Source organism: Methylorubrum subtropicum (assembly GCF_038442325.1).
Classification (GTDB): Bacteria; Pseudomonadota; Alphaproteobacteria; order Rhizobiales; family Beijerinckiaceae; genus Methylobacterium; species Methylobacterium subtropicum.
This window is the reverse complement of record NZ_JBBXMW010000029.1, coordinates 25,710-47,680: the sequence shown is the minus strand read 5'-3', so window position 1 is coordinate 47,680 and position 21,971 is coordinate 25,710. Positions and strand designations below refer to the sequence as shown.

Here is a 21,971-nt window from a genome sequence, read left to right as displayed (position 1 = left end):
TTCAGCAAAATTAAGCACTTCCGTGCGGTCGCGACCCGATACGACAAGGACCCGGAAAACTTCCTTGCCAGCGTCAAGCTCGCCGCCGTCCGCATCTGGCTTCGGATTTTATGAGTCCGCGACCTAGTCCGCGCCCTCGACCGGGTCCAGAAACGCACGATCCTGTTTCACCGCGACGCCATCGAGACGGGCAAGGCGCAGCTCGCCCAAACGTTTTCCGGGCAGCCGGCGGGCTTCCTGGCGAAGGAGGCCGGCGCCGCGCTCGGCATCTCGCGAAAGTTCTCGATCCCGCTGTTGGAGCACCTCGACACGGTGCGGTTCACGCGGCGCAACGGCGACCGGCGGGTGCTGTTGGGGGAGGAAGGCTGAGGACCGGCCACGCGCCTGCGAAGCGTGGCACGGCAGGCGTTGCGCCGCCTCTCGAGGACGCGCTAACAACATCCGTCGACTGAGTGGCAACTAGGGTTCCGGATGGCCGTCGCCGCCATCGCTGGTCCGAGCGTTGCGGACACCGTGTTCCACCCCACGGCTGCACCCGAGGGACAAAAGCCCAGAGGCGGAGACGTCGAGACCCGTTACGGCCCGGTCCGGGCACGGAGGTCTCATGTCGTTCGCGCCGTTCGTCCTCGTGGTTTCGGCCGCCTTCATCCACGCTCTCTGGAATCTGCTCTCGAAGCGGGCGGCCGATGCCGGCCCGAGCTTCGTCTTCGCCTACAACCTCTTCAGTTGCCTCGCCTACGCGCCCTGGGTGGCGGGGCATCTCCTGCAGGATGGGATGCCGGGGACGGGGCTCGCCGTCGTCGCAATCGGGCTCAGCGGGCTGATCCATCTCGCCTACAGCCTCTGCCTTCAGCGCGGCTATCAGGTCGCCGACCTCTCGGTGGTCTATCCGACGGCGCGGGGAACCGGGCCGCTGCTCTCTTCCTTCGGCGCCTTCCTGTTCCTCGGCGAGGCCGCGACGATCCCGAAGGCCGTGGGCCTGCTCGGGGTCGTACTCGGCATCGGCCTCATCGCGACGCGGGGCGATTGGGTCGCCTTTCGTCGTCCGGGCGGGCAGGCGGGGCTCCGCTGGGGCGTCGCGACGGGGGGCCTCATTGCCCTCTACACCGTCGTGGACGCCTACGCGGTCAAGGAACTCGGGGTGCATCCCGTCCTCCTCGATTGGTGCTCGAACCTCCTCCGCTTTCTCCTGCTCACGCCGTTCGTGTTGCGGGACCGCGTTCGGGCCCGCGCGCGGATGGCGGGACGCTGGCATCTGGCCGTCGCGGTCGGCCTGCTGTCGCCGCTCTCCTATATCTTCGTGCTGATGGCGTTGGAGCAGGGCGCTCCGCTCAGCGTGGTGGCCCCGGCCCGCGAGATGTCGATGATGATCGGCGCCTTGCTCGGCATGGTGGTGCTGCGCGAGGCGGTGGGACGGTGGCGGCTCGTCGGCTGCGTCGTGCTGATGCTCGGCGTCCTGCTGCTCGGGCGGGCCTGACCGCTCTTACGGCTTCACCAGCAGCACGTTCACCGCTTTGGCGATCACGTTGACCCGGTCGCCTTCGCTCAGGCCGAGTTCGTCGAGCGAGTCGACGGTCATCACCGAGGTGACGCGGTAGTCGGTGCCGACGATCTGCGCCTCGACCTGGGCCATTACCGAACCGCGCTTGATCGCCACCACCTCGGCCGGAATGTCGTTGCGGGCGCCGTGCTTCATCGGGGTCGTCTCCTGGGTTCGAAAAAAAATCAGATCACACGGGCTGCGGCCGGGCCGGGCTCGATGCGGCCGACGATCGCGGCCTGCGCGAAGCCGGCGGCGTGGATGGTCGAGAGGATCGCCGCGGCGCGCTCGGGCGCACAGGACACGAGCAGGCCGCCCGAGGTCTGCGGGTCGGTCAGCAGGTGGCGGCGCCATTCCGGAAAATCGGCCGGCAGGGTGACGGACTCGCCATAGGCCGTCCAGTTGCGGCGGGAGGCGCCGGTGACGAAGCCGTCTCGCACCAGAGCCTTGGCGTGAGCGAGCAGCGGCGCGGCCTCCGCCTCGATCACCACGGTGACGCCCGCGCCGCGGGCGAGCTCGAGCCCGTGGCCCAAGAGGCCGAAGCCGGTCACGTCGGTGACGGCATGCACGTCGACATCGCGGGCAAGCTCCGCGCCGATGCGGTTGAGCCGGGTCGTCGTGGCGACGAACTCGTCGTAGCCGCCGTCCGGCAGCGCCTCGCGCCGGATCGCCGCGGAATAGACCCCGACGCCGAGGGGCTTCGTCAGGATCAGCGCATCGCCGACCCGCGCGTCGGCGTTGCGGCGCACCTCGTCGCGGCGGCAGGTGCCGATGACGGCGAGCCCGTAGATCGGCTCCGGCATGTCGATAGAATGCCCGCCCGCGACTGGGATGCCAGCCTCGGCGCAGAGGCTGGTGCCGCCCTTGAGGATCGCTGCCACAGTCTCGGGCGCGATTTTGCCCACCGGCATGCCGAGGATGGCGAGCGCCATGATGGGCTTGCCGCCCATGGCGTAGATGTCGGAGATCGCGTTGGTCGCAGCGATGCGGCCGAAATCGTACGGGTCGTCCACCATCGGTGTGAAGAAGTCGGTCGTGGCGACCACGCAGGTACCGTCGTCGAGCGCCCAGACGGCGGCGTCGTCCGAGGTCTCGTTGCCGACGAGCAGGCGCTCGAACGGGCCAGCCATCGGCTGGTCGGCGAGCAGGCCCCGCAGCATGCCCGGATCGAGCTTGCAGCCGCAGCCGCCGCCATGCGCGAGCGTGCTCAGGCGTATCGGTGCCGCATCCATCCGTTCGCCTCCACTACGCGGGGTGCATATCGCCCGCGGCGTTTTAGGATGTCTACGTCCGATTTGAAGGGCATAATCGGCACTTGATGCCGGATCGGCGCTCGGTAAAAGTCGCGCCCGCACCGGGCGGCGTCCCGCTTCGAGGGTGCGATCTCTCGGAGTTTCCGAATGCTTGTGCGGCGCGCCGCCCTCTCGCTCCTTGCCGCCCTCCCTTGGAGCCTCGGCCCCGCCGTCGCCCAGAAGGCGGCCAAGCCACCGCTGGTCTTCACCGGCATCCCAGATCAGGACGAGAGTCGCCTCGTCGAGCGCTTCGGCAAGGTCGCGACCTATCTGGAGGCCAAGCTCGGCGTACCGGTGCGCTACATCCCGGTAAAGAACTACCCGGCGGCGGTCACAGCCTTCACCAACGGGCAGGTGCAGCTCGCATGGTTCGGCGGCTTTACCGGCGTCCAGGCCCGGAAAGCGGTCCGGGGCGCCCGCGCCATCGCGCAAGGCGCGGAGGACGCTGCGTTCAAGACCTACCTCATCGCCAACACCCGCACCGGCCTCGGGCTCTCGAAGGAGTTTCCGCAGGAGGTTTCTGGCAAAACCTTCACCTTCGGCGCTCGCGCCTCGACCTCGGGCCGGCTGATGCCCGAGCACTTCATCCGACAGGCGTTTCCAGGCCGGACGCCGGAGCAAGTGTTCTCCCGCGTCGGCTTCTCGGGCGACCATTCGCGCACGATCCAGCTCGTCCAGTCCGGCGCCTTCGAGGTCGGGGCGGTCGATTACACGGTCTGGGACCTCGACACCAAGGCCGGCAAGGTCGAGCCTTCCACCGTCAAGGTGATCTGGGAGAGCCCGCCCTATCCGGACTACCAATGGACCGTCCGCGGCGATGTCGAGGCGACCTACGGCGCCGGCTTCACCGAGCGCCTGCGGCAGGCGCTGACCGGCATCGACGATCCGGCGATCCTGGAGCCGTTCGGGCGCACGCGCTTCATCCCGGTCGATGACGCGGCCTACGCGCCGCTCGTCGAGGTCGGCCGCTCGACCGGCCTGCTCGACTGAGTTTTTTTAGTGCCCCATCCCCCGATCGTGCTGGCGAACGCCTCCGCCGCCTATCGCGGACGGACCGTGCTCGCCGGCATCGACCTGACGATCCGGGCGGGGGAGCGGGTGGCCCTGCTCGGCCGCTCCGGGGCCGGCAAGTCGACGCTGATCGGGCTGATCCACGCTCAAAGGGCGGGCGACATCGCCCTGGTGCCGCAGGCCGCCGCGCTCGTGCGGACGCTGTCGGTGTTCCACAACGTCTATATGGGCCGGCTCGACCGGCGCTCGACGCTCCACAACCTGCGCAATCTCGTCCGGCCGGCCAAAGCCGACGTCGAGGCCGTGCGCGGCGCGCTCGCCCGCGTCGATCTCGGCGACGCCCAGTGGGCGCGGGCCGGGGAGCTGTCCGGCGGGCAGCAGCAGCGGGTCTCCGTGGCGCGGGCGCTCTATAACGGCCGGCCGATCCTGCTCGCCGACGAGCCGGTCTCCGCCCTCGACCGGAGGCAGGGCGCGGCGATCCTCGAGCGCCTCGCCGAGACCCACGCGACCCTGATCGTCGCGCTCCACGACGTGCCGCTGGCGCTGGCGCAGACCGATCGCATCGTCGTGCTGGACGCCCAGAAAATTGTCCTCGACGCGCCCGCCCGCGACCTCGACGCAGGCACCCTCGCGCGCTTCTACGAGGCGGCATGAGCCCGACGCTGGCCCGCCCGCCGCTCGGGCACGGACGGGCCAGCGCCGGGTTCGCCCTCGTGGCGCTCGCGGCGCTGGTGCTCGCCGACATCCACATCGCGAGCCTCGATCCCTGGGCCGACCTGTGCCGGCTCCTCGCCGGCCTGATACGGCCGGATTTCGCGGCCGTCGTGCCGCTGAGCATCGCCTACACGGTCGCCTTCGCCGTGCTCGGCGTTGGGCTGGGCGCCGGAGCGGGGTTCCTACTCGCCATCCCCTTCGCCCGCTCGCGGGCCGTGCGGCTTCTCTGCGCGTCCTTGCGAGCGGTGCACGAGCTGTTCTGGGCGCTCCTGCTGATGCAGGTGTTCGGCCTCTCGGCGACGACAGGGCTGCTCGCCATCGCGCTGCCCTATGCCGGCATCTGCGCCAAGGTGTTTTCCGAGATCATTGAGGAGGCCGACCTCGCGGCTTTGCGCGTCCTGCCGCTGGGCACCGGCGCGATCTCGGCCTTCCTCTACGCCCGCCTGCCGGACGTGTCGGCGAACTTACGCCACTACACCCTCTACCGCTTCGAGTGTGGTCTGCGCTCGACCCTGGTGCTCGGCTTCATCGGCCTGCCGACCATGGGCTTCCACCTCGAATCCGCCTTCCGCCAAGGCCGCTACGGCGAGGCCGCCGCGCTCCTCGCCGTGTTCTACGTCCTGATCGGCACGCGCCGGCTCTGGGTGCGGCCCGCGACCCTGCCGTTCCTCGCGCTTGCGAGCCTTCTCGTCCTGCCGGCCACGGTCGGCGCGACCGACATCGGCGCCGGGCTCGCCCGCTTCCTCACCCATTCCATAGTGCCCGCGCCGCTGCGCGACGGCGCGCTCGCCGATCCGGCGACCTGGGCCCGCCTGTGGGCGTGGTTCACTCCGATCCTGACGGGCCAGATTCTTCCGGGCGCGCTCCAGACCCTGGTGCTGGCGCAGATCGCGCTGGTGGCGACCGCCATCGGCGCGCTCGTGCTGTTCCCGCTCACCGCCCGGCGCTTCACCGGGCCCTTGGGGCGCCCGCTCGGGCGCGCGCTTCTCGTCATCGTGCGCTCGACGCCGGAATACATGCTGGCTTACCTGCTGCTGCAGCTCCTCGGCCCCTCCATGCTGCCCGCGATCCTGGCGCTGGCGATCCACAATGCCGGCATCGTCGGCTACCTGATGGGCCGCCACGCCGACGGCCTCGCCTACCGCCTCGACGCGCCGAAGGGCCTGAATCTCTACGCCTACGAGACCCTGCCGCGGCTCTACGGGCAGTTCCTGGCCTACCTGCTCTACCGCTGGGAGCTGATCCTGCGCGAGGGCGCGATCCTGGGGCTGCTCGGTGTCGCCACCCTCGGCTTCTACGTCGATGCGGCGATCAGCGAGTTGCGCATAGACGTGGCGGTGGTGCTGATCGCTGCGACCGTGATCCTGACGCTTGCCGTCGAGGCGCTGTCGCGCCGGCTGCGGAAATGGCTTCGCATCGCCACGCTGCCGACCCGGCTGTCGCGCCCGCTCACCGACGCGGGCGAGCCCGCATGAAGAACGCCAAAAGAACACGATGAGCCAGACCGCCCCCGTCGCGCGCCCGCCCTCGGTCGATCGCCTGCTGGCGCACGAATCCGCGCTGGCTATGACTGAGACCTACGGTCGCTCGGCCGTCACCGACGCGATCCGCGCGGTGCTCGCCGCGATCCGCGCCGGGGAGACGGCCCTGGCAAGCCCGGACGCGCTGCTGGCCCGCTCCGCGCACCGCCTCGCGGACGAAAACCGGCCCTCGCTGCGCCCGGTCCTCAATCTCACCGGCACGGTACTGCACACCAATCTCGGCCGCGCGCCGCTGCCGCCGGAGGCGGCGCAGGCCGTCGCCGCGGTGATGACGGGCGCCTCGAACCTCGAATTCGATCTCGCCCGGGGCGAGCGGGGCGAGCGCGACGACCATGTCGAGGCCCTGATCTGCCGGCTGACCGGCGCGGAGGCGGCCATCGTCGTAAACAACAACGCAGCCGCCGTGCTGCTGGTGCTGAATGCGCTCGCCATGCGGAAAGAAGTGATCGTCTCCCGCGGCGAGTTGGTGGAGATCGGCGGCTCGTTCCGCGTGCCCGACGTGATGGTCCGTGCCGGCTGCCGCCTGCGCGAGGTCGGCACCACCAACCGCACGCATCTGCGCGACTTCGAGGACGCCATCGGCCCCCGCACCGGCCTCGTCATGAAGGTCCATGCCAGCAACTACGCGATCCAGGGTTTCACCGCTGAGGCCGGCGAGGCGAACCTGCACCGGCTCTGCGGGGAGCACGGCGTCCCCTTCGCGGTCGATCTCGGCAGCGGCAACCTGATCGACTTTGCCGCTTACGGCCTGCCGCCCGAGCCCACGGTGCGCGCAGCGCTGGGGAATGCCGACCTCGTCACGTTCTCCGGCGACAAACTGCTCGGCGCTGTACAATGCGGCGTAATTGCGGGTCGGCGCGACCTAATCGCCCGCGTGCGCAAAAGCCCGCTCAAGCGCGCGTTGCGTGTCGACAAGATGACCTACGCCGCGCTGGAAGCGGTACTGCGCCTCTATCTCCATCCCGAACGCCTGCAAGAGCGCCTGCCGACCCTACGTCTGCTGACTCGCAAGCGCGACGACATCGCCGCCCAGGCCGAGCGTCTGCTACCGGCCGTTACGCAGCGGATCGGCAGCATCGCCCAGGTCACGGTCGAGCCCTGCACCAGCCAGATCGGCTCGGGCGCGCTCCCGGTCGAGACTTTGCCGAGCGCCTGCCTCGCCTTCCGGCCACCGGCTACGGTCGGGCGGCGAGGCGAGGGGGCATGGCTCAAACGCCTCGCCGCGGCGTTGCGCGCCCTGCCGGTACCGGTGATCGGCCGTGTCACGGAGGGTGCGCTCCGCCTCGATCTGCGCACCCTGGAGAACGAAACCGTTTTCCTGGCGACGCTCGACCGGTTCGATGGAGGGATCACCGCTTGGTGACGATCCCGGTGCGCGAGCGTCGCAGCGCATTGCCGACGGGATCGTGCTACACGGCTCTCGGAGGCGAACGAGGCCTGGTGGCCTCCCTGGTCTTCAAAACCAGTGCTACGCCAACAGCGTAGGGTGGGTTCGATTCCCATCCGCTTCCGCCACGTTTTTGACGTCTTCGCTGCAGTATATTTCGTGGGCATTGCCTAAAATCTGCGTTAATATTTCAGCCATCTTATGCTTCTGCATGTCAATAGTGCGCCTGCAATTGGCTATCTTAGCCATAAATCGCGCCATATCAAAAGCATTTATTTCGACATGAAAAGGCGCAGAAGTTATAATTAGTATTGTTATCGCATTGTTATGCAAAAAATTTGACAAGGCAGCGTTAGCATGCGGTCTTCGTCGTGGCTCCCGGGCCTCGAGGGTTGCGCAAAGCAGACACTCTGCATCTTTGCGCTGAACATCCGCTTTCGGCCGCTGTCGAGCTCCAAGCGGCCATTCCAGCGGTTTCGGCCCAAGGTCCGCTGATGGCGCGTAGCCGACCAGTCGGCATGCTAACTCCTGACCCATTGCAGACCATCGAGCGTACCGGACCAGAAGTCCGCTCATTAGGAGTAAGCCGACCTGTAAGTGGCGGCTACGACATCATCAGGTACGGGCACATTGGCGACCGATGCTGAACCAGGATGGAAGGCGTACGGGTCCTATCCGGCGTCGTGGTTCACTTCGGCGCGAGCCTCTCCCGGCGATGGCCGCCTCAGAGTTGGCTCGCCTGACGAACCTGTTGCAGGATCGTGCCACGAACCTTTGGCCGACACGACCGCATGCGATGGGAGGTCACCCGATGATGAGGATCATCGCGCCGCTCGTCTTCCTGGGGGCCGCCGCGACCGCGGTTCTCCACTTCGCATACCCGGCGGCAGCGGCCGCGGGTTGCCCCTCCTGCTACGGCTTTACCGACCTGGGCGACGGCGTCTACGTCGAAGGAGGGATGGCCGCGGACCGCCGGGCGGCGGCCAAGGCCACGGTCGAGGCGGCTCGCGCCCGGGTGAGTGCGTTCTACGGCGACCTGCGGTCGTCCCGCGCGTGCTGCTTTGCGCGACCGAGGCTTGCTACCGGCCCCTCGGCGGCTGCTCGAGGGGCATCACCCTGCTCGACCGCGCGCTGATCCTGTCGCCCCGGGGCGCCGATGCGGTCATCGCGGCCCACGAGCTCGCCCACGCCGAGCTTCACCGGAGGATCGGCTTGGCGGCGACCCTCGGGCGAGCGGTGCCGCAATGGTTCGACGAGGGACTCGCCGTCGTCGTGTCGGACGATCCGCGCTACCTCGCGCCCGGGCCGGACCGCTGCCGCGTCGAACCCGGCGGCGACCTCCCGGCCTCGCGCGCGGCCTGGATCGAGACCGCCGAGGCCACGGGCCTCTACGCCCGGGCCGCCTGCAAGGTCAGCCGCTGGCTCCACGTCCACGGTGGCGCGGTAGGCATCCTGCGCCTCGTGGCGAGCCGCTCCTACGAAGGGATCACCTCAGGCACGGGTCCGTGAGCGGCCGGATGCAGGCGACGGCCCCGCGCTCTCACGAGCCGACATCCGCACGCGCCACCGCATCCCCGGCCTCCGTCCCCGGTGCGCGCCACCATCAGGGGGCCGGTCTCACGGTTTGAGACCGGGACAGAGGCGGAAACTCCCGCTGCCACCCCCTGTCAGGTCGGTGTAGCGCCCCGGACCGTCGATGCGGATGACGGAGCGTTCGATGCCCCTTTCGGGCCTCGGACCGCCGTATTCCCTGCAGTCCTGCTCGATCCGGAGGACATCCCCTCGCCGGGACAGGACGCGTGCCCAGCAATCGCCGGCCTTCGAGCTTCCAAGGCCCTTTCCGTCATAGACGCGCAACTCGACGTTCGGCGGGTCCTTGCAGTCCGTGTCGACGCCGACATAGGCGCCGCGGCGCAACGGCAGGGCGTCTGCCAGCACGGGCCAGGTACCGAGGATCAGGAGGCAGGCTGCCAGGGCTCGGATGTTCATCGGTCGTTCCTTGGTGGATGGGTTGGAGGTCGACCGTGCGGGTGTGTCAGGCGCCGACCGGGCCGAGGAGCCGGGAGAGGAAGCCGTAGTAGACCGGCTGCTTCCGGCGGAGCTCGTCCCGGGTGAAGGGCTCGCGGGCGAGGCGGCCGTGCAGGAAGACGCTCGCCGTCATCGCGAAGAACTCGGCTTGGTTCTTCAGGACGTAGGCGCCGGCCGGATAGAAGCCGCCGTTCCTCGCCCGCCCGTAAAAGGTCAGGATGTCGGGGTTGTTCCGGCCACCCGGCAGCTTCCGGAAGTGGTAGACGTGCATGTACTCGTGCAGCAGGATCGGCCGGTCGTCCATCGGGTCGTCGACCGCGATGGTGACGCTGTCGCCGCCGCTGTAGTGGCTTCCCTCGCCCGAGCCCGACCGGACGACGACCGGGAAACGCCGGAGGAAGGCCTTCGTGGACGCGTCGAGCCCGGTCGCCTCCACGAGGTCGACCTGGTGCTCGGCCGCCTGTCGCAACTTGCCGATCTCGGCGTTGGGGACGTCCTGGGCAATCTCGATCCGGTAGCCGCGATAGCGCTCGCCGCCATCGTCGAACCGCAGCGTCCCGCCGGTCGCCGGCCGTGGCGCCGCGTATGCCGGCCCACCGTGGACCGTCATCGTCCCTGCGATGGCCAGGGCCGAAACGACATGCCAGATCGGGGATATCGCCATGATGATCTCGCCTCCGTTCCTCCGGCCCCGCCGGTGTGGCCGCCTTAACGAAGGCAATCCTCGGACCCGGCCCATGCCCCGATATGACGGGAGTCCAGACCCGTGTAACGATGTGTAACGACGCCCGTTTTCGCGTTGCCGACCCGATCCCGCGACCTAACCTCGGGGCATGACCGACGGCACCATCATCGCCCTCGTCGAGGACGACGACGACATCCGCAGCCAACTCGCGGCCTACCTGGAGGACGAGGGATTCCGCGTGGTATCCCTCGACGGGGGCGCCGGTCTCGACCGCCTGCTCGCGACAGGTCCGAGGCCGAACCTGATCGTCCTCGACTGGATGCTGCCGGGCGAGGACGGGCTTTCCATCTGCCGCCGGCTGCGCGAGGCGGGCGGCCCGCCGGTCGTCATGCTGACCGCCAAGGACGAAGACATCGACCGGGTGCTCGGCCTGGAGATGGGCGCCGACGACTACGTGTCGAAGCCGTTCAGCTCCCGCGTCCTGCTGGCCCGCATCCGGGCGGTGCTGCGCCGGGCGAACGGCGCCGCCGCGGCGGAGACGGCGCCCGAGCGGCTCGCCTTCGCCGATCTTGTGATCGATCTCGCCGGCCGCGCCGTCACCGTCGGCGAGCCCGCCAGGGAGGTCCCCCTCACCAGCGCCGAGTACGACCTGCTGCACTGCTTCGTCACCCGGCCCCAGCGCGTGCTCTCGCGGGACCAACTCCTCGACTGGACCCGCGGCCGCACCGCCGACGCGTTCGACCGCACCATCGACGTCCAGGTAAGCCGCCTGCGCCACAGGCTCGACGGTGCCGGGAGCACGGCCTCGGCGCTGATCAAGACCGTGCGCACCGCGGGCTACATCCTGGCGGCGCCGGTGAAGGCCGCACCGTGATGGCCCGCGTCGGCCTGCTCGGACGGATCATGCTGGTCCTGCTCGGCGCGCTCTCGCTGCTGATCGTGGCGACCTTCGGCATCGACCAGTGGCAGCGTGGCCAGGAACGCTGGCCCTATGGCTCGCGCTTTCCCCGCCTCGACCAGGCTGCCGGCATCATGGTCCTGATGAAGGATGCCGGCCCGGCGCAGCGGCCGGCCATCCTGCGCGCGGTGAACGGCGAGGCGCTGCGGGCGGAGATTGCGGACACCCCGCCGGACGAGACCGCGCTGATCCGCGAGCCGGTCCTCGAAGCGCGCCTCCGCCGCCTGACCGGCGACGAGGCCGACGTCATCCGGGCCTTCACCACCACCGACATGCTCTACCGGGGCAACGGCCCCGCGGATGCCGGGACCGGCACCCGGCAGAGGTCCATCGGCAGCCTCGCACAGGCGACCTACCGGCTGCCCGACGGGCACATCCTCGTCGTCTCGGCCATCAGGGGCCATCGCTCGCCGATGCCATGGCTGCTCGGCCAGCCGCTGAGCCTATGGGTGGCCGTTCTGGGCGTGGCGGTCGCGGGCCTCGTCACCGTGGGCGCACGGCACGAGCTCGGCCCCCTGCGCCGCCTCACCGAGGCGGTCTCGCGGTTCGACGGCCGCGCGGCGGAGCCGGCGCCCGCCCGTCAGGGCGCCCCTGAGATCCGGCGCCTGGCCCAGGCCGTGCAGGCGATGCAGGAGCGCATCGTCGGGTTGATGGGCGAGCGCTCGATGCTGATCGGCGCGATCTCGCATGACCTCAAGACCTACCTGACACGGATGCGCCTGCGGGCCGAGCGCGTGGCCGAGCCGGAGCGGCGGGACCGGTTGCTGGAGGATCTCGACGCGATGACCGCGCTGATCGACACCTCGCTGGGCTTCGCCCGGGGCACCGCCGCCGGGGTCGGCCGCACTCCGGTGGACCTCGCCGACATCGTGGCGGTCGAGGTCGCCGAGCACGCCGCCCAGGGGGCCCGCATCAGTCTGTCGGGCGACGATGTGCCGGACGCGACCGTGGCCGGCGACGCCATCGCCCTGCGCCGCGTGATGGCAAATCTGATCGGCAACGCCGTCAAGTTCGGCCGATCCTCAATCGCCGTCGAGGTGCAGCGGGTCGGGGGGAGTTGCGAGGTCGTGGTGGAGGATGACGGACCCGGCATCCCGGAGGACGAGCGGTCGGCGGTGTTCAGCCCCTACTACCGTATCGACCGCTCGCGTAATCGCCGGACGGGCGGGACGGGCCTTGGTCTCGCCATCGCCCGGCAGATCGCCGAGGCGCACGGAGGCACCATCGTCGCCGAGGCGGCCCCATCCGGCGGCACCCGGCTCGTCGTGACGCTGCCGGCTCTGGCCTGACATCGGGCAAAGCTCCGAGGGCCGCCGTTACACGACGATACGATCCGGCGCGAACTCGTCACACCTGAGATCCCCCTCGGGGCGAACCTTCACGCAACCCGATGCGGCCCATCCGCCGCCGGGACGGGACGGCACGGTGCCGCTCCCGGTGATCAAGACGAAGGAGTTCGCCGATGCTCAAGATCCTCGCCCCCGCCGTGCTGCTGGCCGCGCTCGCGATCCCGGCCTCGGCCATTCCGCTCGTGCAGGACGCCGTGTCCGACGGCTCCGACGGGCCTCGGATCATCCAAGTCTACGGCGGTTGCAGGCCCTACGCCCACCGAGGCGTCTACGGCTACTGCCGCACGGGCGGCCAATGGGGTGGCTACGTCCGCGGCGCTTCCTGCCCGGCCGGCTTCCATATCGGTCCCTACGGTCGCCACTGCTGGCCGAACTGAACCCTCCCTTCCTGTGATTCGCGACGTCCGGCCTCACGCCGGACGCCCATGGTGCGCGTCCTGATCTACAAGCTCATTCTACCCATCGCCCTGGTGTCGGGCATGCTGCTCACCGCACCCACTGCGGAGGCCCGCGACGGATGCGGTCCCGGCTTCCACCGCGACTATTATGGCGGGTGCCGGCCGAATTGGCGGCCCTACGCGGATCGCCCGTTCGTCTACTGCCCTGGCTATCGCCGCTTCGGCGACCACCGCTGGGGCGGCGACCGCTGGCACGACCGCTATCACTATAGCGGGCACCGTGACTTCGCCTGGCATGCGGGCCGGCACCGCGGGAGCGGCTTCCGCCATGGCGGTTGGCATCGGCGCTTCTGAAGGATCGAGGCCGATCCGCCGGAACGCGGGCCGGCATGTGGCTGTGCCGCCGCATCGGTCGCCTCGCCTCCGACCGCTCGTCGGCCGCTCTCGCGCAAATCCGCGCCCTATCGGGAGCAGTAGGCCCGGAAGGACTCGACGAGGTGGTTGAACAGGGCGTCGATGCGGAGGCTGCGCCGCACGTCCTCGTGCGCCACGATCCACGTGTCGAGTTCGAACACGACGCGGTCCGGCAGGACGCGCACGAGGTCCCGCTCGCCGACCGGCACCTGCACCACGCCGATGCCGAGGCCGGCGCGTATGGCGGCGAGTTGCGCGGGATGGCTGTCGCTGCGCAGGGCGATCTGCAGCGGCCCGCCCGCCTCCCGGCTCAGGGTGTCCAGGATCGCGACGTAGGCCGGCATGCGGTCGGGCCCGACCATCGCATGCCGGGGTAGGTCCGCGACGGTCTCGGGAACGCCGTTCCGGTCGAGGTAGGACGGCGATGCGAAGAACCCGAGCGGGATGCTGCCGACGTGGCGCGCCACGAGCGAATTCTGGCTCGGCCGTACCATGCGCACCGCCACGTCCGCCTCCTGGCCGGTTAGGTCGGTGTTGGCGTTCGTGAGGAGCAGTTCGACCGCGAGACGCGGGTGGTGCTCGCGGAGATCTGCCAGCATTGGCGGCACGACTTCGATGCCGACGAAATCCGAGACGCTGAGGCGGACCGGACCGGCGACCTCGGACGCCGCGCCCTCGGCCTCGCGCCAGAAGGCCTCGGACGCGTGGGCCATGCATCTGACGTGCCCGGCCAGCCCGAGCGCCTCGGGCGTCGGCGCCAGCCCGTTCACCCCGCGGACGAACAGCGGCTGCCCGATGGCCCGCTCCAGCGTCTCGACCCGGTGCCGGACGGTGGGCTGGGTCAGGCCCAGGGCCCGCCCTGCGGCCGACAGGCTACCGGTGTCGAGCACGGCCAGGAAGGCTCGCTGATCGTCCCAGGCGAAGTCCGCATCGCTCATCGAATTTCGATAGGCGGCCCGTTGAAGCTCGTCAATTTCATCGGCCTCCCGTTCGACGCATCGAGGTGGCGGCGAACGGAGGATCAGGACGATGAGAACGGCTCTGGTGTTGGGGGCGACGGGCGGCGTCGGTGGTGCGGTGACCCGGGCGATGTTGGCGCGCGGGTGGCACGTCACCGCCTTGGCGCGTGATCCTAGACGGGCGGCGGTCACCTGGGGCGACTCGGTCGCGCCGGAGTGGCAGGCGGGTGATGCCATGAACCGGGCGGACGTGGTTCGCGCGGCGGAGGGGACGAGCGTCATCGTCCACGCGGTGAACCCGCCCGGGTATCGCGGGTGGGACCGGCTGGTGCTGCCGATGCTCGACAACACGCTCGCGGCGGCGCGGGACGCGGGCGCCCGGATCGTCCTGCCGGGAACGGTCTATAACTACGACCCCGTCCTCACCCCCGTGATCGACGAGACGACCCCGCAGCACCCGCGCGGGCGGAAGGGCGCGATCCGCGTCGAGATGGAGCGGCGCCTGGCGGAGGCCGCCCCGGAGGTGCGGAGCCTCGTCGTCAGGGCCGGCGACTTCTTCGGTCCGGAGGCGGGCCAGAGTTGGTTCGCGCAGGCCCTGGCGAAGCCGCCGCTCGCGCGCATCGTGAATCCCGGCACGCCGGGCGTCGGCCATGCCTGGGCGTATCTGCCCGACCTCGCCGAGGCCATCCTATGCCTGCTCGAACTGCCTTCGGATCGCCTGTCGCCCTTCGAGCGGCTCCAGTTCCCCGGCTACGACGACCCCGACGGCGGCGGGATGGTTGCCGCGCTTCGCCGCGTCTCGGGTCGCCCCGATCTGCCCGAACGCCGTTTCCCATGGGCACTGATGCAGGCGCTCTCACCGTTCGGGGGGTTCCCGCGCGAGGTCCTGGAAGTCCGCCCGTTCTGGAAGCACCCGGTGCGCCTCGACGGGCGACGGCTGACCGCCTTGATCGGCGCCCTTCCCCGAACGGCGCTCGACGAGGCCGTCGCAGCCTCGCTGCGGGGATCGAGTTGTGAGCGTCGACGTGCGCTGGCGGAGGACAGTTAATGCTACGGAATGCGCTGATGCCGAAAGTCTGACTTCTGTCGTCGATGATTATGCCGCGCTCGGCGGCCATCTCGTCAAAATGTCTTGGCCTCTTGGGCCTGTCATTCAGTGTTAATGTCAGATCCGGGAGGCCAAGCGGCCATTCCAGTAAATCTCCTCGAAGGTCTCCCTATTGGCGCACAGCCGAACAATCGGAGTGCGAACTCCTGACCCTTTGCGGACCTTCCGCCCTGCCTATTCGAATGTCCGCTCGGAAAGCGAAGCGGCCCCGATGCGCTGCATGCCTGTCCCGCCAACCGGCAATCGGCGTTGTTAAGGGCATGGGCGCCAGGTAAGCAGCGCATGCTCGGGCGGCCGGCTACCCAAGTGAAACCGAGGGAACATGACAAGTCAGGTTGCGGGACACGTCCGACTCCCGCCTACCAGACCGTGCCTGGCTTCGGCCTCCGGCAGCGGAAGCTCGATGTACTCGACCTGGGCGGCAGGAAGCGTCCGCCACCAGGCGTCCGGAGCATGGAATGCATCGTAAGTGAACCTTAGCACGTCCTCGGGCTGGACGTGCGACGGGTCGGCAGCGCCGCGCGCCGCGTTTCGAGCAAGAAGCACCTCCCATGGCACGTCGAACACCTTCCACCCGACGGTAAGGCCGTGGCGGGCGACGACATCGAGCTCGGCCTCGACCACGGCGCGGGTCAGGTGGGTATCGGCCATCACCACGCTGAAGCCCTGAGCGAGGGCGGTGTCGAGGGCGGCGACCTTCACCGCATGCAGAAGATGGTGGGACTGCCGGTCCCAGCCCCCGTAGCGAACTTGCCAATAGATCTGCCGGTCCGGCGGCCAGAGCGCCTGACGGAGATCGTCCAGGGTCAGGTGCACCCAGCCCTCCAGCGGGTCGAACCGACGCGCATAGGTCGTCTTGCCCGCTCCGGGACATCCGATCAGACCGACCACCCGCCGACGCTCGGGCTCAGGCATGGTCGGTGGCCTCGTCCTCGTCGGCCGCGGGATCGGCCGCGATGGTCTCGCCCCGGAGGAGGCGCGCCTGGACCTCGGCGACGCGGCGGGCGCCCTGCGCGTGACGGCTCGACACCGGGCTGTCCGGGCGCGGTTCGCCGCCCCGCTTGACCGCGAGCAGGTCCGGATCGCCCCAGCGGTCGAGCAGGACCTGGAAGGCCTCGTACCGGGCGGCGTCGAAGGCGATCCGCCGGCCCATCATGTCCTTGTAGGGGTGAGCCGGGTGGAGGGCGGCGCAGGGCACCCAGCCCGCCGGGATCGGCGTCGTCGCGGCATGCGTGCGCCCGGTCCGCAGGAGCTTGGGCAGGACGTGGGTATGCGGTCCCTCCGGGCTGGTGCCTCCCGGCCCCGGGATCGGAGCATAGACCTCGATGCGGCCGACCTTCGCCAGGAACACGCGATGCGGGCTCATCGCGACGAGGTGCTGACCGATAGGGTTCGCATGGTCGAACAGGGGGCGTCCGACGCCCGACCGGAGGCAGGCGATGGCCTCGGGGTCGCTCGTGCGCACGCAGGCATCGACCGCAAGGAGATCGAGACCAAGGTCGAACAGGATGGCTTCCCGGTCCCGTTCGCGGGCGGCCTCGCGGTCCGGGCCGAGTTCGGTCACCACGCCGCGCCGGCTCATGGCGCAGGCCGCCTCGGGCAGGCAGAGGGCGACCGCGTGGTTCCAGCCGGAGGCGACCGCGGTCTCGTAGGCGACGGGGCGCAGATCGGGACAGGCGCCGAGCGCGATGGCGCCGCGCTCGGTCGCCATGCCGAGGCGGTCGTCGGGCAGAGCGGACACCGCCTCGTCTTGGTCGCGCATGAACTCGGCGATGGCGCCGAAGCTGCCGAGGCTCCAGGCGGTGCCGGGATCGGCCAGGGCCTCGCGCAGCAGGTCCGAGACCGCATCAGCCCGGGATGATGACGCCATCGCTCGTCTCCCTCGTCGCCCCGGACCGCGCCCAGGGCAGGATGTAATGGGTTCCGTCCGCGCTCTCGCCCCGCTCCGCCGTCACGCCGAACACGCGGGCGAGCAGGGAATCGGTCAGCGCCTCCTCCGGCGTGCCGTCCGCGACGATCCGGCCGCCGGACAGCACGACGATCCGGTCGCAGAACCGGGCCGCGAGCGCGAGGTCGTGCAGGACGGCGACCACGCCGGCGCCGTCGCGCGAGGCGGCGCGCAGCAGGGCCATGGCGTCGAGCTGGTGGGCGGGGTCGAGCGCGGTGACGGGCTCGTCGGCCAGCAGCCACTCGGCCTCGACGGCGAGCGCGCGGGCCAGCAGCGCGCGCATGCGCTCGCCCGAGGACAGGGTCGGCTCGGTCCGGTCGGCGAGGTGGCCGACATCGGTGCGCGCCATCGCCCGCGCGACCGCGGCCCGATCGGCGTCGGAGAGCCCCGCGAAGGCGCGGCGGTGCGGCAGCCGGCCCAGCGCCACGATCTCGCGCACCGTCATCGGCCAGCCGACGCCGCCGCCCTGGAACAGGGCGGCGATGCGGCGCGCCCGCTCGTCGCGGTGCAGGTCGGGCAGGGCACGGCCGTCGAGGGTGACGCGGCCGTGGGCGGGGGCGACCAAGGCGGCCAGGACGCGCAGCAGCGTGGTCTTGCCGGCCCCGTTCGGTCCGACGAGCCCGATGAGGCGACCGCGCTCCAGCGCGAGGTCGATGTCCGACAGGATCATCCGGCCACCCAGCGTCACCCGAACGTCGTGGAGGGCGAGGCTCATGCCCGGCTCCCGCGGTTCTTCAGCAGCAGCACGATCAGGAACGGCGCCCCGACGAGCGCGGTGACCACGCCGAGCTTCAGTTCGGGGCGGGTGGCGAGCAGGCGCACGCCGATGTCGGCGGCGAGCACGAGGACCGCGCCGGCGAGCCCGCTCGGCAACAGGTTAGCGCCGGGCCGCGCCCCGACGAGCGGACGCATCAGGTGCGGCACGACGAGGCCGACGAAGCCGATAGCGCCCGACACCGCGACCCCGCTGCCGACCGCGAGCGCCGCACCGGTGACGAGCCGCACGCGGACCGAGACGAGGCCAACCCCCAGGCTCGCGGCGGTGTCCTCCCCGAGCGTCAGGGCGTCGAGGGCGGAGCCGGTCGAGAGCATCAGGCCCCAGCCGACCAGCATCAGCGGCAGGCAGAGGACCACGTGGTCCATGCTGCGGTCGCTGAGCGACCCCATCAGCCAGAATACGATCTCCAGGGCGGCGTAGGGGTTGGGCGACAGGTTCAGCGCCAGGGCGGTCAGCGCGCCCGCAAGGCTCGACAGGCCGACGCCGGCCAGGATCAACCCGAGCGTGGAGCTGCCGCGGGCGGCGAGCGCGTTGAGGAGCAGCGCCGCCACGCCCGCGCCCGCGATGCCGCCGAGCGGCAGGGCGAGGCTCAGTGAGGCGGCGAGCCCGCCGTAGAAGACCAGCACGGCGCCCAGCGCCGCGGCCGAGGAGAGGCCGAGGATGCCGGGATCGGCCAGCGGATTACGCAGGTAGCCCTGCATCGCCGCCCCGGTCAGACCGAGACTGAACCCCACGAGGCCGCCGAGCAGCGCCCGCGGGATGCGCAGCTCCCACAGCACCAGGGCCGGCAGCGCGGTCCGGCCCGCGACGAGGTCGGCGAAGGCGGTGGGCACGTCGAAGGCCGCGTAGCCAATGGCGACCGAGGCGAGCGTCAGAGCGAGGACCGCGGCGCCGAGGACAGCGACGACGGCACGATGGACGCGCGGCGTGTCCGGGCGCCGCGAGACGGGATCGGCGATGGTTCGAACAGGTGCGTTCATGGCCGAGGCGCCCGCGCGTTCGCGGCGGCCGCCCCCAGCCGTGCCACGACCTCGGCGACCTGGGGGCCCGGGCAGGTCCAGAAGCGGTTCGGGATGGATACGGTCCGACCCTTCTCCTTAAGAGCGCGGAAGACGGGATGGTGCAGGAGCGTGTCGGCGAGCGAGGGCAGGCCCGGCGCCCCCTCGTCGGTCACGATCAGGTCGGCGTTCGCGAGCGCGGCGGCTTCAAGCGGTACCTGCCCGAACCGGTCGCGTCCAATCTCGGCCGCGACGTTGACGAGGCCGGCGGCGCGGATGAGCGCGTCGCCAAGGCCGCCGGGGGCGACCGTGAAGGCGTTCGGGCGCATGATGAGGGCCCGCAACGGCCGGGTCGACGGGATGACCGATGCGAGCTTGGCGTCGAGGTCCGTGACCAAGGCTTCCCCCCGCTCGGGGTGCCCGAGTGCTTCCGCGACCTGACGGATCTGGGCACGCACGCCGTCGAGGTCGGCCGGCACGCCGAGTTCGAGCACGGGCGCGCCGACGCGCTTGAGCATGCCGACGGTCGTGCGCGTCGTGAAGGCGCCCGCGATGACGAGGTCGGGCCGGAGCGCGACCACCTCCTCGGCGAGGCCGCGCGTCACCGGAACACCGGCAGCCTCGGCCGCGACCGTCGATCCGCGCGGGTCGTCAGCGAGATAGGTCACGGCCAAGACTTGATCGCGGTCGGCGAGCCGCAGGACGAGTTCGTCCGCGCACAGGTTCATCGAGACCACGCGCACGGGCTCTTCCGCCGCACCGGCAGCACGGGCCGCCGGCATGGTCAACAGGATGGCCCACAGAGCGAGGACGGCTCGCGACGGCATCGTCACCTCAGAAGCTGGTCAGCCGCACGCCGCCGTAGACGGCGAGGCCCGGTCCCAAGAAGCCGGTCGGATTCTCGTAGCGCTGATCGAACAGGTTATCGATCCGCCCGAACACGCTGACGGTCTCAGACACGTCGTAGCTCGCCGCGAGGTTGAGGATCGCGAAGCCGGGATTGCGGATGCGCGTGAAGGCGGCGTCGCGCGCGCCGTCGACGAAGGAGCCGAGCACGATCAGCGTGCCGCTCAGGGTCAAGCCCGGCATCGGGGTCCAGATCGCCGTGGCGCTGCCCTTGTGACGCGGGCGGCGCAGCAGCTCGCGGTTGTTCACCTCATCCTTCGAGACCGTGTTGGTATAGTCGATCCGGCCCGACAGCGTGTCGGTGAACCGCACCGCCAGGAACGCCTCCGCCCCGTAGGTCTCAGCACGACCGATATTCACGTTGGTGAAGAGGAAGGTTTTCGGGTCGAACGTGCCCTGGATCAAATTCCGAAAATCGTTGGCGTAGTAGGTCGCGCCCGCGAGCACACGCTCACCGAACGGCTGCTCGAAGCCGGCGTCGTAGCCGAAGCTTTCCTCGGGCCGCAGGGTCGGGTTGCCTTTCTGCCCGAAGGCCGGGATGTCCACGAAGAGCTGGTTCAGGGTCGGGGCCTTGAAGCCGGTGCCGACGCTGCCCTTCAGGCGCGTGCCGGTGCCGGGGACGATGTAGCTCGGCGCCACGCGGTAGGTCGTGGCCGGGCCGAAGGCGTCGTTCTCGTCGTGGCGCAGGTTGGCCACGAGGGAGGCGCCCTCGAACGGCGTCAGCTGCACCTCGCCGTAGCCGGCGGTATTGACGTTGCGCGCCGTGATGATGTTGTTGGGGTTTTCGGTGAACAGCCGCTCTTCGTCGCGCTGGGCCCCGAACAGGACGAGGTTGCCCGGCGAGAGTTCGTAGTCGCCGCGATACTCGTACCTCAGCCGTTCGCCAAGGTTGTTCGAATCGCCCGGCAGCGCCAGCGGATTATAGATGTTTTTGAGCTGTCGATTGTACAGGTTCGAGTAGTTGACGGCGAAAACGTTGTGGAAGCCCGGCAGCGGTGTCCATTCGGCCTCGTTGCGGGTGAAGACCTGCTGTACGTCGGCCTGATTGCGGAACTCGCCGACCCCCAGCAGCGGGAACGGGCTGTAATCGTCGTTGCTGAAGCGCAGCTTCGAACCGATGAAGCGGGTGATCGAGTTGATCCGGAACGTATCGGTGAACTGGTAGCCGAAGCGGGCCGAGACGGTCTCGTTGTCGTAGAAGTTCGGGTAGATCGGTTTGCCGGGCCGCACGAGGTCAGGCGGCGTCACCGGGGTCGCGGCGGCCCGCAGGTGCGAGACCGAGAGGGCGTAGTCGAACCCGCCCTCCGCACCCGCGATGCGGCCATACTGGTTGAAGGTGCCGAACGAGCCGCCCTCGACCTTGGCGACGGCACGGGCCGGTCCCTCGCCCCGGCGAGTCGTGAACGCGATCACGCCGCCGATGGCGTCCGAGCCGTAGAGGCCGCTCTGGGGGCCGCGCAGCACCTCGATGCGCGACAGGTCCTCGGTGAGAAGCTGGCCGAAATCGAACGAGCCGTTGGGGTTCGACGGGTCGGTGGCGTCGATGCCGTCGATCAGCACCTTGGTGTGGTTGGAATTGGCCCCGCGGATGAAGACGGAGGTCTGTCCGCCGGGGCCGCCCGTCTGCAAGACGTTGAGGCCCGGCACCTGTTGGAGGGCGTCCGACACGGTGCGGCGCTGCTGCTGTTCGAGCGTCCGCGCGGTCAGGACGGTCACGCTCGATCCGACCTGCGTGGTCGGTGTCGGCAAGCCGGTGGCCGCGACCGAGATCTCGTCGAGGGTGGTCTCGACGCCGGCCGGGGCTCCGGCGAAGGGCGCCGCGGTCTGCTGGGCGTGGGCGAAGGTTGCTGTGAGCAGGGCCGATCCGGCGCAGGATAGCGCCAGGACGCTCCGGAGAGCGGAACCAGGGGAATGGGGCACGGGAGACAAGCCTCGGGTGACGGCAGTGGCACGTCAC

23 protein-coding genes, 1 tRNA gene and 1 pseudogene are annotated in these 21,971 nt (G+C 70.0%); 14 read left to right on the top strand and 11 right to left on the bottom strand.

Annotated features, from left to right (window positions below):
- From AAHG03_RS24960 to AAHG03_RS24950, 3 genes and pseudogenes are all read left to right on the top strand, one after another.
- A pseudogene (locus tag AAHG03_RS24960) lies at nucleotides 1-114 on the top strand (IS5/IS1182 family transposase); the annotation flags it as partial.
- A 45-nt stretch (nucleotides 115-159) separates the two neighbouring features.
- Complete coding sequence (locus tag AAHG03_RS24955; RefSeq protein ID WP_342154147.1) at nucleotides 160-369, top strand: SelB domain-containing protein; 210 nt, start codon at nucleotides 160-162, stop codon at nucleotides 367-369.
- A gap of 235 nt (nucleotides 370-604) precedes the next feature.
- The gene (locus AAHG03_RS24950; RefSeq protein WP_342154143.1) at nucleotides 605-1,477 is read left to right on the top strand and encodes an EamA family transporter; all 873 of its coding nucleotides are present in this window, start codon (nucleotides 605-607) and stop codon (nucleotides 1,475-1,477) included.
- Nucleotides 1,478-1,483: 6 nt separating this feature from the next.
- Here the strand turns inward: AAHG03_RS24950 and AAHG03_RS24945 are convergent, their stop codons facing one another.
- Both AAHG03_RS24945 and selD read right to left on the bottom strand, forming a co-directional pair.
- Nucleotides 1,484-1,696 carry a TOBE domain-containing protein gene (locus tag AAHG03_RS24945; protein WP_342154141.1) on the bottom strand — a complete coding sequence of 71 codons (213 nt, stop codon included), beginning with the start codon at nucleotides 1,694-1,696 and terminating at the stop codon, nucleotides 1,484-1,486.
- 29 nt (nucleotides 1,697-1,725) lie between these two features.
- Complete coding sequence (gene selD / locus AAHG03_RS24940; protein WP_342154139.1) at nucleotides 1,726-2,772, bottom strand: selenide, water dikinase SelD; 1,047 nt, start codon at nucleotides 2,770-2,772, stop codon at nucleotides 1,726-1,728.
- Nucleotides 2,773-2,940: 168 nt separating this feature from the next.
- On the opposite strand from selD, the gene AAHG03_RS24935 reads away from it, so the two are divergent.
- The 6 genes from AAHG03_RS24935 to AAHG03_RS24910 all read left to right on the top strand — a co-directional run bounded on the left by AAHG03_RS24935 (nucleotide 2,941) and on the right by AAHG03_RS24910 (nucleotide 8,994).
- Nucleotides 2,941-3,822 (top strand): putative selenate ABC transporter substrate-binding protein, encoded by an 882-nt coding sequence (locus tag AAHG03_RS24935; RefSeq protein ID WP_342154137.1) that lies wholly within the window; start codon nucleotides 2,941-2,943, stop codon nucleotides 3,820-3,822.
- A 9-nt stretch (nucleotides 3,823-3,831) separates the two neighbouring features.
- On the top strand, nucleotides 3,832-4,497 hold the full coding sequence (locus AAHG03_RS24930; protein WP_342154135.1) for an ATP-binding cassette domain-containing protein: 666 nt from the start codon (nucleotides 3,832-3,834) through the stop codon (nucleotides 4,495-4,497).
- Nucleotides 4,494-6,032, top strand: coding sequence for a PhnE/PtxC family ABC transporter permease (locus AAHG03_RS24925; RefSeq protein ID WP_342154133.1), 1,539 nt, complete (start codon nucleotides 4,494-4,496; stop codon nucleotides 6,030-6,032). Before AAHG03_RS24930 ends, AAHG03_RS24925 begins: the two co-directional genes overlap by 4 nt.
- Nucleotides 6,033-6,051: 19 nt before the next feature.
- A complete protein-coding gene (selA, locus tag AAHG03_RS24920) occupies nucleotides 6,052-7,461 on the top strand; it encodes an L-seryl-tRNA(Sec) selenium transferase (RefSeq protein ID WP_342154130.1) in 1,410 nt (469 codons plus the stop codon).
- A 59-nt stretch (nucleotides 7,462-7,520) separates the two neighbouring features.
- Nucleotides 7,521-7,613, top strand: a tRNA-Sec gene (locus AAHG03_RS24915).
- A 925-nt stretch (nucleotides 7,614-8,538) separates the two neighbouring features.
- Nucleotides 8,539-8,994 carry a hypothetical protein gene (locus AAHG03_RS24910; RefSeq protein WP_342154128.1) on the top strand — a complete coding sequence of 152 codons (456 nt, stop codon included), beginning with the start codon at nucleotides 8,539-8,541 and terminating at the stop codon, nucleotides 8,992-8,994.
- A 108-nt stretch (nucleotides 8,995-9,102) separates the two neighbouring features.
- Here AAHG03_RS24910 and AAHG03_RS24905 read toward each other — a convergent pair whose 3' ends face one another.
- Both AAHG03_RS24905 and AAHG03_RS24900 read right to left on the bottom strand, forming a co-directional pair.
- Nucleotides 9,103-9,474: a hypothetical protein gene (locus tag AAHG03_RS24905; protein WP_342154127.1), complete on the bottom strand. Its 372-nt coding sequence runs from the start codon at nucleotides 9,472-9,474 to the stop codon at nucleotides 9,103-9,105.
- A 46-nt stretch (nucleotides 9,475-9,520) separates the two neighbouring features.
- On the bottom strand, nucleotides 9,521-10,177 hold the full coding sequence (locus tag AAHG03_RS24900) for a hypothetical protein (RefSeq protein ID WP_342154125.1): 657 nt from the start codon (nucleotides 10,175-10,177) through the stop codon (nucleotides 9,521-9,523).
- Between the two features lie 169 nt (nucleotides 10,178-10,346).
- Between AAHG03_RS24900 and AAHG03_RS24895 the strand changes: the two genes are divergently transcribed.
- The 4 genes from AAHG03_RS24895 (at nucleotide 10,347) to AAHG03_RS24880 (ending at nucleotide 13,257) form a co-directional block, all read left to right on the top strand.
- Entirely contained in the window at nucleotides 10,347-11,072 is a 726-nt protein-coding gene (locus tag AAHG03_RS24895) for a response regulator transcription factor (protein WP_342154123.1), read from the top strand.
- On the top strand, nucleotides 11,072-12,445 hold the full coding sequence (locus AAHG03_RS24890; protein ID WP_342154121.1) for a sensor histidine kinase: 1,374 nt from the start codon (nucleotides 11,072-11,074) through the stop codon (nucleotides 12,443-12,445). Before AAHG03_RS24895 ends, AAHG03_RS24890 begins: the two co-directional genes overlap by 1 nt.
- A gap of 173 nt (nucleotides 12,446-12,618) precedes the next feature.
- On the top strand, nucleotides 12,619-12,882 hold the full coding sequence (locus tag AAHG03_RS24885) for a hypothetical protein (protein ID WP_342154119.1): 264 nt from the start codon (nucleotides 12,619-12,621) through the stop codon (nucleotides 12,880-12,882).
- A gap of 60 nt (nucleotides 12,883-12,942) precedes the next feature.
- The gene (locus AAHG03_RS24880; RefSeq protein ID WP_412759792.1) at nucleotides 12,943-13,257 is read left to right on the top strand and encodes a GCG_CRPN prefix-to-repeats domain-containing protein; all 315 of its coding nucleotides are present in this window, start codon (nucleotides 12,943-12,945) and stop codon (nucleotides 13,255-13,257) included.
- 107 nt (nucleotides 13,258-13,364) lie between these two features.
- Here AAHG03_RS24880 and AAHG03_RS24875 read toward each other — a convergent pair whose 3' ends face one another.
- The gene (locus AAHG03_RS24875) at nucleotides 13,365-14,255 is read right to left on the bottom strand and encodes a LysR family transcriptional regulator (RefSeq protein WP_342154115.1); all 891 of its coding nucleotides are present in this window, start codon (nucleotides 14,253-14,255) and stop codon (nucleotides 13,365-13,367) included.
- A 91-nt stretch (nucleotides 14,256-14,346) separates the two neighbouring features.
- On the opposite strand from AAHG03_RS24875, the gene AAHG03_RS24870 reads away from it, so the two are divergent.
- Nucleotides 14,347-15,324 (top strand): NAD-dependent epimerase/dehydratase family protein, encoded by a 978-nt coding sequence (locus AAHG03_RS24870; protein ID WP_342154113.1) that lies wholly within the window; start codon nucleotides 14,347-14,349, stop codon nucleotides 15,322-15,324.
- 390 nt (nucleotides 15,325-15,714) lie between these two features.
- On the opposite strand, the gene AAHG03_RS24865 is transcribed toward AAHG03_RS24870, so the two are convergent.
- From AAHG03_RS24865 to AAHG03_RS24840, 6 genes are read right to left on the bottom strand one after another with little or no spacing between them, the layout of a single operon-like run.
- On the bottom strand, nucleotides 15,715-16,299 hold the full coding sequence (locus AAHG03_RS24865) for an AAA family ATPase (RefSeq protein WP_342154111.1): 585 nt from the start codon (nucleotides 16,297-16,299) through the stop codon (nucleotides 15,715-15,717).
- Complete coding sequence (locus AAHG03_RS24860) at nucleotides 16,292-17,254, bottom strand: DUF6925 family protein (protein WP_342154109.1); 963 nt, start codon at nucleotides 17,252-17,254, stop codon at nucleotides 16,292-16,294. The genes AAHG03_RS24865 and AAHG03_RS24860 overlap by 8 nt, the downstream gene beginning before the upstream one ends.
- A complete protein-coding gene (locus tag AAHG03_RS24855; protein ID WP_342154107.1) occupies nucleotides 17,232-18,047 on the bottom strand; it encodes an ABC transporter ATP-binding protein in 816 nt (271 codons plus the stop codon). The genes AAHG03_RS24860 and AAHG03_RS24855 overlap by 23 nt, the downstream gene beginning before the upstream one ends.
- On the bottom strand, nucleotides 18,044-19,090 hold the full coding sequence (locus AAHG03_RS24850; protein WP_342154105.1) for a FecCD family ABC transporter permease: 1,047 nt from the start codon (nucleotides 19,088-19,090) through the stop codon (nucleotides 18,044-18,046). Before AAHG03_RS24850 ends, AAHG03_RS24855 begins: the two co-directional genes overlap by 4 nt.
- Entirely contained in the window at nucleotides 19,087-19,935 is an 849-nt protein-coding gene (locus tag AAHG03_RS24845) for an ABC transporter substrate-binding protein (protein ID WP_342154103.1), read from the bottom strand. Before AAHG03_RS24845 ends, AAHG03_RS24850 begins: the two co-directional genes overlap by 4 nt.
- Before the next feature lie 7 nt (nucleotides 19,936-19,942).
- The gene (locus AAHG03_RS24840) at nucleotides 19,943-21,934 is read right to left on the bottom strand and encodes a TonB-dependent receptor plug domain-containing protein (RefSeq protein ID WP_342154101.1); all 1,992 of its coding nucleotides are present in this window, start codon (nucleotides 21,932-21,934) and stop codon (nucleotides 19,943-19,945) included.
- Between the last annotated feature and the right edge of the window lie 37 nt (nucleotides 21,935-21,971).

Bases quoted from the DNA above. Each gene is read 5' to 3' on its own strand.
- AAHG03_RS24850 (WP_342154105.1), bottom strand. From the start codon at position 19,090: ATGAACGCACCTGTTCGAACCATCGCCGATCCCGTCTCGCGGCGCCCG.
- AAHG03_RS24935 (WP_342154137.1), top strand. From the start codon at position 2,941: ATGCTTGTGCGGCGCGCCGCCCTCTCGCTCCTTGCCGCCCTCCCTTGG.
- AAHG03_RS24925 (WP_342154133.1), top strand. From the start codon at position 4,494: ATGAGCCCGACGCTGGCCCGCCCGCCGCTCGGGCACGGACGGGCCAGC.
- AAHG03_RS24875 (WP_342154115.1), bottom strand. From the start codon at position 14,255: ATGAGCGATGCGGACTTCGCCTGGGACGATCAGCGAGCCTTCCTGGCC.
- AAHG03_RS24855 (WP_342154107.1), bottom strand. From the start codon at position 18,047: ATGAGCCTCGCCCTCCACGACGTTCGGGTGACGCTGGGTGGCCGGATG.
- selD (WP_342154139.1), bottom strand. From the start codon at position 2,772: ATGGATGCGGCACCGATACGCCTGAGCACGCTCGCGCATGGCGGCGGC.
- AAHG03_RS24845 (WP_342154103.1), bottom strand. From the start codon at position 19,935: ATGCCGTCGCGAGCCGTCCTCGCTCTGTGGGCCATCCTGTTGACCATG.
- selA (WP_342154130.1), top strand. From the start codon at position 6,052: ATGAGCCAGACCGCCCCCGTCGCGCGCCCGCCCTCGGTCGATCGCCTG.
- AAHG03_RS24885 (WP_342154119.1), top strand. From the start codon at position 12,619: ATGCTCAAGATCCTCGCCCCCGCCGTGCTGCTGGCCGCGCTCGCGATC.
- AAHG03_RS24890 (WP_342154121.1), top strand. From the start codon at position 11,072: ATGGCCCGCGTCGGCCTGCTCGGACGGATCATGCTGGTCCTGCTCGGC.
- AAHG03_RS24870 (WP_342154113.1), top strand. From the start codon at position 14,347: ATGAGAACGGCTCTGGTGTTGGGGGCGACGGGCGGCGTCGGTGGTGCG.
- AAHG03_RS24865 (WP_342154111.1), bottom strand. From the start codon at position 16,299: ATGCCTGAGCCCGAGCGTCGGCGGGTGGTCGGTCTGATCGGATGTCCC.
- AAHG03_RS24905 (WP_342154127.1), bottom strand. From the start codon at position 9,474: ATGAACATCCGAGCCCTGGCAGCCTGCCTCCTGATCCTCGGTACCTGG.
- AAHG03_RS24945 (WP_342154141.1), bottom strand. From the start codon at position 1,696: ATGAAGCACGGCGCCCGCAACGACATTCCGGCCGAGGTGGTGGCGATC.
- AAHG03_RS24895 (WP_342154123.1), top strand. From the start codon at position 10,347: ATGACCGACGGCACCATCATCGCCCTCGTCGAGGACGACGACGACATC.
- AAHG03_RS24900 (WP_342154125.1), bottom strand. From the start codon at position 10,177: ATGGCGATATCCCCGATCTGGCATGTCGTTTCGGCCCTGGCCATCGCA.
- AAHG03_RS24950 (WP_342154143.1), top strand. From the start codon at position 605: ATGTCGTTCGCGCCGTTCGTCCTCGTGGTTTCGGCCGCCTTCATCCAC.
- AAHG03_RS24860 (WP_342154109.1), bottom strand. From the start codon at position 17,254: ATGGCGTCATCATCCCGGGCTGATGCGGTCTCGGACCTGCTGCGCGAG.